This window comes from Craurococcus roseus, assembly GCF_039523795.1.
In the GTDB taxonomy this organism is placed as follows: Bacteria; Pseudomonadota; Alphaproteobacteria; order Acetobacterales; family Acetobacteraceae; genus Craurococcus; species Craurococcus roseus.
This window is the reverse complement of record NZ_BAAAFZ010000026.1, coordinates 41,066-48,621: the sequence shown is the minus strand read 5'-3', so window position 1 is coordinate 48,621 and position 7,556 is coordinate 41,066. Positions and strand designations below refer to the sequence as shown.

Below are 7,556 nucleotides of genomic sequence, written 5' to 3'. Positions count from 1 at the left end.
GGCGCGGCGATCGGCGCCGGCGCTGGCGCCGTCACCGGCGCCACCACGAGCCCGAGCACGTTGAACCTCGGCGAACCGCCGTGGAGCAACCCGGAAACCCGGGTGCCCTTCGTCGACGAAGGCAACGAACGGCGCCGCGGCCGCAGCGCGAGGCGCAGCCGCGACCGGGACGCGCAAGCCGCGCAGAACCGCCGCCAGCCCCGCGAGGAACGCGACCGCGCCTACATGGGCGGCGGCATGGTGGGCGACACGCGCACCGGCGCCGCCACCGCGCCGTCGACCGGCACGGGGGCTGACATCCGGCCGATGCCCATGGGCACCACCAACCAGACCCGCTGAGCCACCCGCCGCCAAGGAAAGCCAGAAGGGAGCGCCGCCGGGACCGCCGGCGGCGCGCTCCCCGCGACCGGGGGGCCTCAGCCCTCCTCCACCGCTCCCTGCTCCTTCAGGAGCCGCCGCGCCTCGGGCGGGATCGGCACCCGCTCGCCGCCGCCGTGGCGCACCAGCACCAGCACGGCCTTGCAGGAAAACGCGAGGCCGCCGCGCCACACGGCGTATTCGTGGGTAAACGAGGTGCGGCGCATGGCGCCCGGCCGGAGCGTCAGCGCCACCTCGTCGTTGAAGCCGAGCGGGCGGAGGTACCGGGCTTCGAGCTGCGCCACCACCGGCCCCGGTTCGCCGGGTTCGAAGCGCCCGCCGAGCGAAACCCAGTGCGCCACGCGCAGGTCTTCGCACAGCGTCAGGTAGGCGGCGTGGTTGACGTGCGCGTACATGTCGCACTCGGCCCAGCGGATGCGGTGGCGCTCCAGCACCGGCCAATGCCCCTCGACACCGAACTCCCCCGCCGCCGCCGCCATCGCATCGTCGGTCCCCATGCGCCCCTCCGCCCGTGCCGGGGCATTCTGGCCCCGCCGCCCGGCGCCGCAAATGCCCCGGCTATTGTTGCATATTTGCACCATCGATTCGGGAACCGCGCCCGGGGCGCGCCGCCACCGCAGGCCCGGCTTCAACCGCGCCCCGCAAAACCTTGCGCCAATTCATTTCGTATTCGTTTTATGTGCCTCAGCAAATCGCTGCGCCTGCCCGCTTTCCGGTATACCATTCGGTTGCGAACCAACCCGTCTCACGCCGTGCGTCACCGTGCTTCAAAAACCGCGCAATCGCTCGCTTCCCAAAACGACCTATTCCATTTAGGATGCGAAATGAAGCCAGCAGGAAGGGCGGTGGGTCGTGGCACTCAGGTCGCAACAAGCGTGGAGTGGCGGTGTCGGGGGCGGCGCGGGCGGCCCCCTTTCCTTCGAGGCCCCGCGCCTCGCGCCGGTGCAGCCGCGCACCATGGTGGAGCAGGCGGCGGAGGCCATCGTCGCCGCCGCCGCGCGCGGCGCCTTCCTGCCGGGCGACCGGCTGGTGGAAGCGGAGATCGCCCGCGACCTCGGCATCAGCCGCGTCCCGGTGCGCGAGGCCCTGCGGCTCCTGGAGTCGCAGGGCATCGTCAACAGCACGCCCTACAAGGGCATGCGCCTGATGGAAGTCACCAACGCCGGCGTCGCCGCCCTGATGCGGGTGCGCTTGGCGCTCGAAACCCAGGCCATCGGCGAGGCGCTCGCGCAGCCGAACGGCGCCCTGCCCATGCGCTTCAAGCGGCTCGGCCAAGCCGCCGAGGACTACGCGCTCGCCGCGCAGGCGGGCGACCCCGCCGCCATCGTGCTCGCCGACGTGTCCTTCCACCGCGAGCTTTGCCGCGCCTCCGGCAACGCGCCGCTGCTGGCGCTCTGGCAGAGCCTGTCCCGCCAGCTCGCCGTGGTGTGGGGCCTCGGCCGGCAAGGCCGCGACCCCGCCCCGGCGGCGCGCGAGCACGCCGCGCTGGTCCAGGCGCTCCTGGCCGGCGACCGGCACGGCGCGGCGGACGCCCTGTCCGACCACGTGAACTGGCACCAAACCTTCGACTTCGAAGCCGTGCTGGCCGAGCGCCGGGGCATGGCGGCGGCGGCCGTCGTGGCCGCGGGCTGACCCCGCCGCGGGCGGGTCCTTGCGGCCGAGGCGCCGCGGCGGGAGGCTGACCCCCTCCCCCGCCGCCCACGCCACCGGAAAGGACCGGTCCCGCCCATGTTCCCGAGCGCCCGCATCCCCACGCACCGCACCCAGAACTGGCAGGTCCGCAAGCCGGGCGCGCGCGGCCGCGCCGGCATGGTGGCGTCGCAGGTCGGCGCCGCGGCGGAAGCGGGCGTCCTGATGCTGGACGCCGGCGGCACCGCCGCGGACGCCGCGGTCGCCACCGCCTTCGCCCTCGCCGCGGTGGAGCCCTGGAATTCCGGCCTCGGCGGCATCGGCTTCGCGCAGGTGGCGGCTCCGAACGGCGGCGGCCCCGCCGAAACCATCGACTTCGGCCCCGTCGCGCCCGCCGCGCTCGACCCCGCCGCCTTCCCGCTCACCGGCCGGACCAAGCGCGACCTCTTCGCTTGGCCCGAGGTGGAGGGCGACCGCAACATCCACGGCCCCTTGTCCTTCGTCATCCCCTCCGCCGTAGCCGGCTACGCGCTGCTGCACGAGCGGCACGGCCGGCTGCCGCTCCGCGACGTGCTGGCGCCCGCGGTCGCGCTGGCCAAGCGCGGTCTGCCGGCGGATTGGTACACCACGCTCAAGGTGGCGTTCTCGGCCGCCGTGCTGCGCCTCTACCCGGAGAGCGCCCGCGTCTACCTGCCGAACGGCCTGCCGCCGATCCCGCCCTACCAGGGCACGCCCGGCTTCTTCCCCCTCGGCAACCTCGCGGCCACGCTGGAGCGCTTGGCCGAAGCCGGCCCGCGCGACTTCTACGAAGGCGAGGTCGCCGCCTCGATCGCCCAAGACGTGCGCGAAGCCGGCGGCCTCCTCTCCGCCGCCGACCTCGCGGGGTGCCGCGCCCGGACGCTGCCGGCGGTGGAGGTGCCCTGGGCCGGCGGGCGCCGCCTCATGCTCGCCAACGGGCTCACCGCGGCGCCGACGCTGCGGCGCGTGCTGGAGGGCATGGAAGGCGCCGCGTCCGGCCCGGAGCCCGACGCCGAATGGTACGCCCGCTTCGCCCGCGCCATGCGCGCCGCCTACGCCGAGCGCCTGGCCGGCCTCGGCGACGCCGAGCCGCGCGCCGCGGAAAGCTGCACCACCCACCTCACCGCCTGCGACCGCGACGGCATGATGGTGGCGGTGACGACCACGCTCCTGTCCTCCATGGGCAGCCGCGTGGTGCTGCCGCGCTCCGGCGTGCTGATGAACAACGGCGTCATGTGGTTCGACCCGACGCCCGGCGCGCCCAACGGCATGGCGCCCGGCAAGCGCCCGCTCACCAACACCTGCCCGGTGATCGCCCTCGGCGCCGACGGGCGCCCGGAGATCGCCGCCGGCGCCTCCGGCGGGCGCCGCATCATGGCCGCGGTGGCGCAGATGCTCTCCTTCGTGGCCGAGTTCGGCATGGACCCCGAGGCCGCCGCGCACCACCCGCGCGTGGACGTCTCCGGCCCGGACGGCGTCACGGCCGACGACCGCCTGCCGGCGGCGGTGCTCGACCGCCTGCGCGCGGACGGGCCGGTGGAGCTGGTCGAGCACGGCGTCATGCCGCTCAACTTCGCCTGCCCGAACATGATCCAACGAACGCCGGGCGGCGAGGTGGTCGGCGTCAGCGACGCCATGTCGCCCTGGAGCGCGGCGGTGGCGCAGGGGTAGAACGGCGACCGCGCCTCGGTCAGCAACGAAACTCCACCCCTGCGCGGGTAGTGCCCTACTTTGAAACGCACCGCAGCCTCAACCTTGTGGCAGGTCGGCGTGGTAGCACACCGCGCTCACTCCTGGCTCGCGCGCCTGAAGACCACCTCGAACACATCGACGCCCGTGGTCTCGGCGGCTTCGGCGACGACCAGCACGGCACGCCCCACGGGTCCGCAGGGCAGCACGTAGACCTGCCGCGCCTCGCGCACCTGGGCGTCGTCCGACACCGGTATCGCCACGCTCCGGGCGTCGCCCGCCCACGGCAACTCCACCCTGACTTCGTGGACGCTCGGACGCTTGAACGCGGTGTCAGCGAACGGCGCGATCCAGGCGGCGTGGCGGCTGGGCGGCAGGTCGGCATCCAAGGAGGTCGTGCGCAGCCGCACGTGTTGTTCCGGGGGGCACACCGCGAACCCACCCACGACTGCGGCGTCCCGCGCGTCTTGGTAAAGGAGACGGCTACCGCCGCCGCCCCCGACCGCGACGACGCGCAACCCGATCCTCTCGCCGCCGAGGTGCGTCACCGTTTCGATGCCCTCGACCGCCCGCTTTGGAGGACCGCCGATCGCCTTGGCGACCGCCATCGCGGGCAGGAGCGGAAGGGCCACGGCCATGCCGCACATGTAGGGCGGCGACCTTCCGAAGCACCCGCATCCGGAGAGGAGCAGCGCCACGAAAAGCAAGCCGGCGACGCGACGATCGGACGACACGGAACCCACCCTCTAAACCGAAGCACACCTTGGCGGGCCGCGTGTATTGCGTTAACGGAATAGTCCAGCCGCGCCCAAGTCGAGCGGCACATTTCAAACTAGGGCACCACCCCTGCAAGCTTTCGTTTGCGCCTTATGTTCCTTTTATGTTCTAATGCGCGGCTCGGTTCCGAGGCGCCCGACATGCACCCTCACCCTCGACGCCACTACACTCTGCCCCGCCGCTGGCAGCCGCTGACCGATGCCGAGTGGGACGCCCTGCTGCCCTTCGTCCTGGTCCAGAACGGCCCCGGCCGCCCCCTCAAGGACGCCCGCCGCCGGATGGACGCCATCTTCTGGGTGGCCGCCGCCGATTGCCCCTGGCGCGATTTGCCCACCCGCTTCGGCAAGCCCGACACCGCCTCCCGCCACTTCCGCCGCCTGGCCAACGCCGGCCTGTGGGAACGCCTGCTCCGCGCCCTCGCCCGCGCCGACGCCCCGCCCGCGCTGCGCGCATTGGAGAACTGGGCCTGCGCCGCCTGCCGCCGCGCCACCCGCCTGCGCGGCATGCGGATCATCACCCTCGCCCGCCGCCTCGGCTTCCTGTCCGCCCTCAAGGGGCCGCCCCGGATGCTCCCCGACGCCGATTTGTCCGAACGCGTCCACCGCTGGATCGTGCCGATCGTCAAGGACGCCGCCGAACGCGGCCTGCGCGCCGTCCCGCGCGGCTTTTTCCGCGAAGCGCGCCGCTGGCTCACCCTCTGCGCCGGCCGCGCCCGCGTCCCGCGCTTTCTCCAGCCGGCGTAGCGCCCGGCCATGGGCACCGCCGACGCGCTTGCTTCCGCCCCCGCCCCCGCCCAAGAAGCGGGCATGGCCGACCCCGCCGCCCCAGCCGCCGCCCGCGCCCCGCTTTTGTCCGAAGACCGCGCGGCGCGACTCGCCGCCGAGTTCGGCCTCAAGCCCGAAGAGTACGAGCGCGCCCGCGCCATCCTCGGCCGCCCCCCCACCCTCACCGAACTCGGCCTGTTCAGCGTGATGTGGTCGGAGCACTGCTCCTACAAATCCTCCCGCGTCTGGCTGCGCGAGCTGCCCACCAATGCCCCTTGGGTCATCCAGGGCCCCGGCGAGAACGCCGGCGTGGTGGACATCGGCGAGGGCCTCGCCGCCGTGTTCAAGATGGAGTCGCACAACCACCCGAGCTTCATCGAGCCCTACCAAGGCGCCGCGACGGGCGTGGGCGGCATCCTGCGCGACGTCTTCACCATGGGCGCCCGCCCCGTCGCCAATCTCAACGCGCTGCGCTTCGGCTCGCCCGACAACCCCCGCACCAAGCGCATCATCGACGGCGTGGTGCGCGGCATCGGCGGCTACGGCAACTGCGTCGGCGTCCCCACGGTGGGCGGCGAGGTGAACTTCCACCCGGCCTACGACGGCAACCCGCTGGTCAACGCCATGACCGTCGGCATCGCCCCGGCCTCGCGCATCTTCACCGCCAAGGCGACCGGCGCCGGCAACCCCGTGGTCTACGTCGGCTCCAAGACCGGCCGTGACGGCATCCACGGCGCCACAATGGCGAGCGCCGAGTTCTCCGCCGACTCGGAAGAGAAGCGCCCCACCGTCCAGATCGGCGACCCCTTCACCGAGAAGCTGCTGATCGAGGCCTGCCTGGAGCTGATGGAGACCGACGCCATCGTCGCCATCCAGGACATGGGCGCCGCCGGCCTCACCTCCTCCTCCGTGGAGATGGCCGGCAAGGGAGGCATGGGCATCGAGCTGGTCCTCGACGACGTGCCCCAGCGCGAGGCGGGCATGACCGCCTACGAGATGATGCTCTCCGAATCCCAGGAGCGGATGCTGATGGTGCTGCACCCCGGCCGCGAGGCCGAGGCCGAGCGCATCTTCCGCAAATGGGAGCTGGACTTCGCGGTCATCGGCCACCTCACCGAAACCGGCCGCATCGTGGTCCGCCACAAGGGCGCGGTGGAGGCCGACATCCCCCTCGCCCCCCTGGAGTCGGAGGCCCCCCTCTACCGCCGCCCCACCGCGGAAACGCCCAAGCAGCCGGTGCTCCACCCCGCCTCCGTCCCCGACCGCGCCGGCATCGAGGCCGCGCTGCTCACGCTGCTCGCCTGCCCCGACCTCTGCTCCCGCCGCTGGATCTGGGACCAGTACGACAGCATGGTCGGCGGCCAGACCGCCCGCCGCCCCGGCGCCGCCGACGCCGCCGTAGTCCGCGTCGAGGGCCACGACCGCGCCCTGGCGCTCACCACCGACGTCACCCCCCGCTACTGCCAGGCCGACCCCGAAACCGGCGGCGCCCAAGCCGTCGCGGAAGCCTGGCGCAACATCACCGCCGTCGGCGCCCGCCCCCTGGCGATCACCGACAACATGAACTTCGGCAACCCCGAACGGCCCGAGATCATGGGCCAATTCGCCGGCTGCATCCGCGGCATGGCCGCCGCCTGCAAGGCGCTCGATTTCCCCGTCGTCTCCGGCAACGTCTCCCTCTACAACGAGACGCGCGACGCGGCGGACGGCCCGCCCCGCGCCATCCTGCCCACCCCCGCCATCGGCGGCGTCGGCGTGCTGGAGGACGTGCGGCAGGCGGTCGGCCTCGCCCTCCCCCCGTTCCTCGACCTCGTGGTGGTGGGCGAGACGCGCGGCTGGCTCGGCCAGTCCCTGTGGCTCCGCGAGGTCGCCGGCCGCGAGGAGGGCGCCCCGCCCCCGGTCGATTTGTCCGAAGAGCGCAGGAACGGCGATTTTGTCCGCGCCCAGATCCTGGCCGGCAACGCCCTCGCCTGCCACGACGTGTCTGACGGCGGCCTGCTGGTCGCGGTGGCCGAGATGACCATGCCGCTCGGCATCGGCGCCACCCTCCTCCCGACGCCGGGAGGGCTGCCCGAGCACGCGTTCTGGTTCGGCGAGGACCAGGCCCGCTACGTGCTAGCCGTGCCCGACGCGGCGTCCCTGCTCGAAGCGGCGCGCGCCGCTGGCGTCCCGGCCCACCGCCTGGGCCGCTGCAACGACGTCGGCCTCTTAATTCTGGGCGGCGAGCGGTCCATATCGGTCCAGAGGCTGCGGGACGCGCACGAGGCGACCCTGCCGGCCCTGATGGGGGAGGCGTGACGC

At 73.3% G+C, this 7,556-nt stretch carries 6 protein-coding genes and 1 pseudogene; 5 read left to right on the top strand and 2 right to left on the bottom strand.

Annotated elements, in window-relative coordinates; translation table 11 throughout:
* Positions 1–339: pseudogene (locus ABD067_RS10695) on the top strand (hypothetical protein); the annotation flags it as partial.
* A gap of 77 nt (positions 340–416) precedes the next feature.
* On the opposite strand, the gene ABD067_RS10690 reads toward ABD067_RS10695, so the two are convergent.
* Positions 417–875 carry an acyl-CoA thioesterase gene (locus tag ABD067_RS10690; RefSeq protein ID WP_343895273.1) on the bottom strand — a complete coding sequence of 153 codons (459 nt, stop codon included), beginning with the start codon at positions 873–875 and terminating at the stop codon, positions 417–419.
* Positions 876–1,230: 355 nt separating this feature from the next.
* Here ABD067_RS10690 and ABD067_RS10685 point away from each other — a divergent pair, with 355 nt between their 5' ends.
* A complete protein-coding gene (locus tag ABD067_RS10685) occupies positions 1,231–2,010 on the top strand; it encodes a GntR family transcriptional regulator (protein ID WP_343895272.1) in 780 nt (259 codons plus the stop codon).
* A gap of 96 nt (positions 2,011–2,106) precedes the next feature.
* Positions 2,107–3,696 (top strand): gamma-glutamyltransferase, encoded by a 1,590-nt coding sequence (locus ABD067_RS10680; RefSeq protein WP_343895271.1) that lies wholly within the window; start codon positions 2,107–2,109, stop codon positions 3,694–3,696.
* Positions 3,697–3,812: 116 nt separating this feature from the next.
* Here ABD067_RS10680 and ABD067_RS10675 read toward each other — a convergent pair whose 3' ends face one another.
* Positions 3,813–4,361, bottom strand: coding sequence for a hypothetical protein (locus ABD067_RS10675; protein ID WP_343895270.1), 549 nt, complete (start codon positions 4,359–4,361; stop codon positions 3,813–3,815).
* A 270-nt stretch (positions 4,362–4,631) separates the two neighbouring features.
* On the opposite strand from ABD067_RS10675, the gene ABD067_RS10670 reads away from it, so the two are divergent.
* Together ABD067_RS10670 and purL are read left to right on the top strand one after the other, a co-directional pair.
* Positions 4,632–5,234, top strand: coding sequence for a transposase (locus ABD067_RS10670; protein WP_343895269.1), 603 nt, complete (start codon positions 4,632–4,634; stop codon positions 5,232–5,234).
* Between the two features lie 63 nt (positions 5,235–5,297).
* A complete protein-coding gene (gene purL, locus ABD067_RS10665; RefSeq protein WP_343895268.1) occupies positions 5,298–7,553 on the top strand; it encodes a phosphoribosylformylglycinamidine synthase subunit PurL in 2,256 nt (751 codons plus the stop codon).
* Positions 7,554–7,556 lie beyond the last annotated feature (3 nt).

What these genes read in the sequence shown, in the direction of transcription:
- ABD067_RS10670 (WP_343895269.1), top strand. Translation starts at nt 4,632, where the DNA reads ATGCACCCTCACCCTCGACGCCACTACACTCTGCCCCGCCGCTGGCAG.
- ABD067_RS10680 (WP_343895271.1), top strand. Translation starts at nt 2,107, where the DNA reads ATGTTCCCGAGCGCCCGCATCCCCACGCACCGCACCCAGAACTGGCAG.
- purL (WP_343895268.1), top strand. Translation starts at nt 5,298, where the DNA reads ATGGCCGACCCCGCCGCCCCAGCCGCCGCCCGCGCCCCGCTTTTGTCC.
- ABD067_RS10675 (WP_343895270.1), bottom strand. Translation starts at nt 4,361, where the DNA reads ATGTGCGGCATGGCCGTGGCCCTTCCGCTCCTGCCCGCGATGGCGGTC.
- ABD067_RS10690 (WP_343895273.1), bottom strand. Translation starts at nt 875, where the DNA reads ATGGGGACCGACGATGCGATGGCGGCGGCGGCGGGGGAGTTCGGTGTC.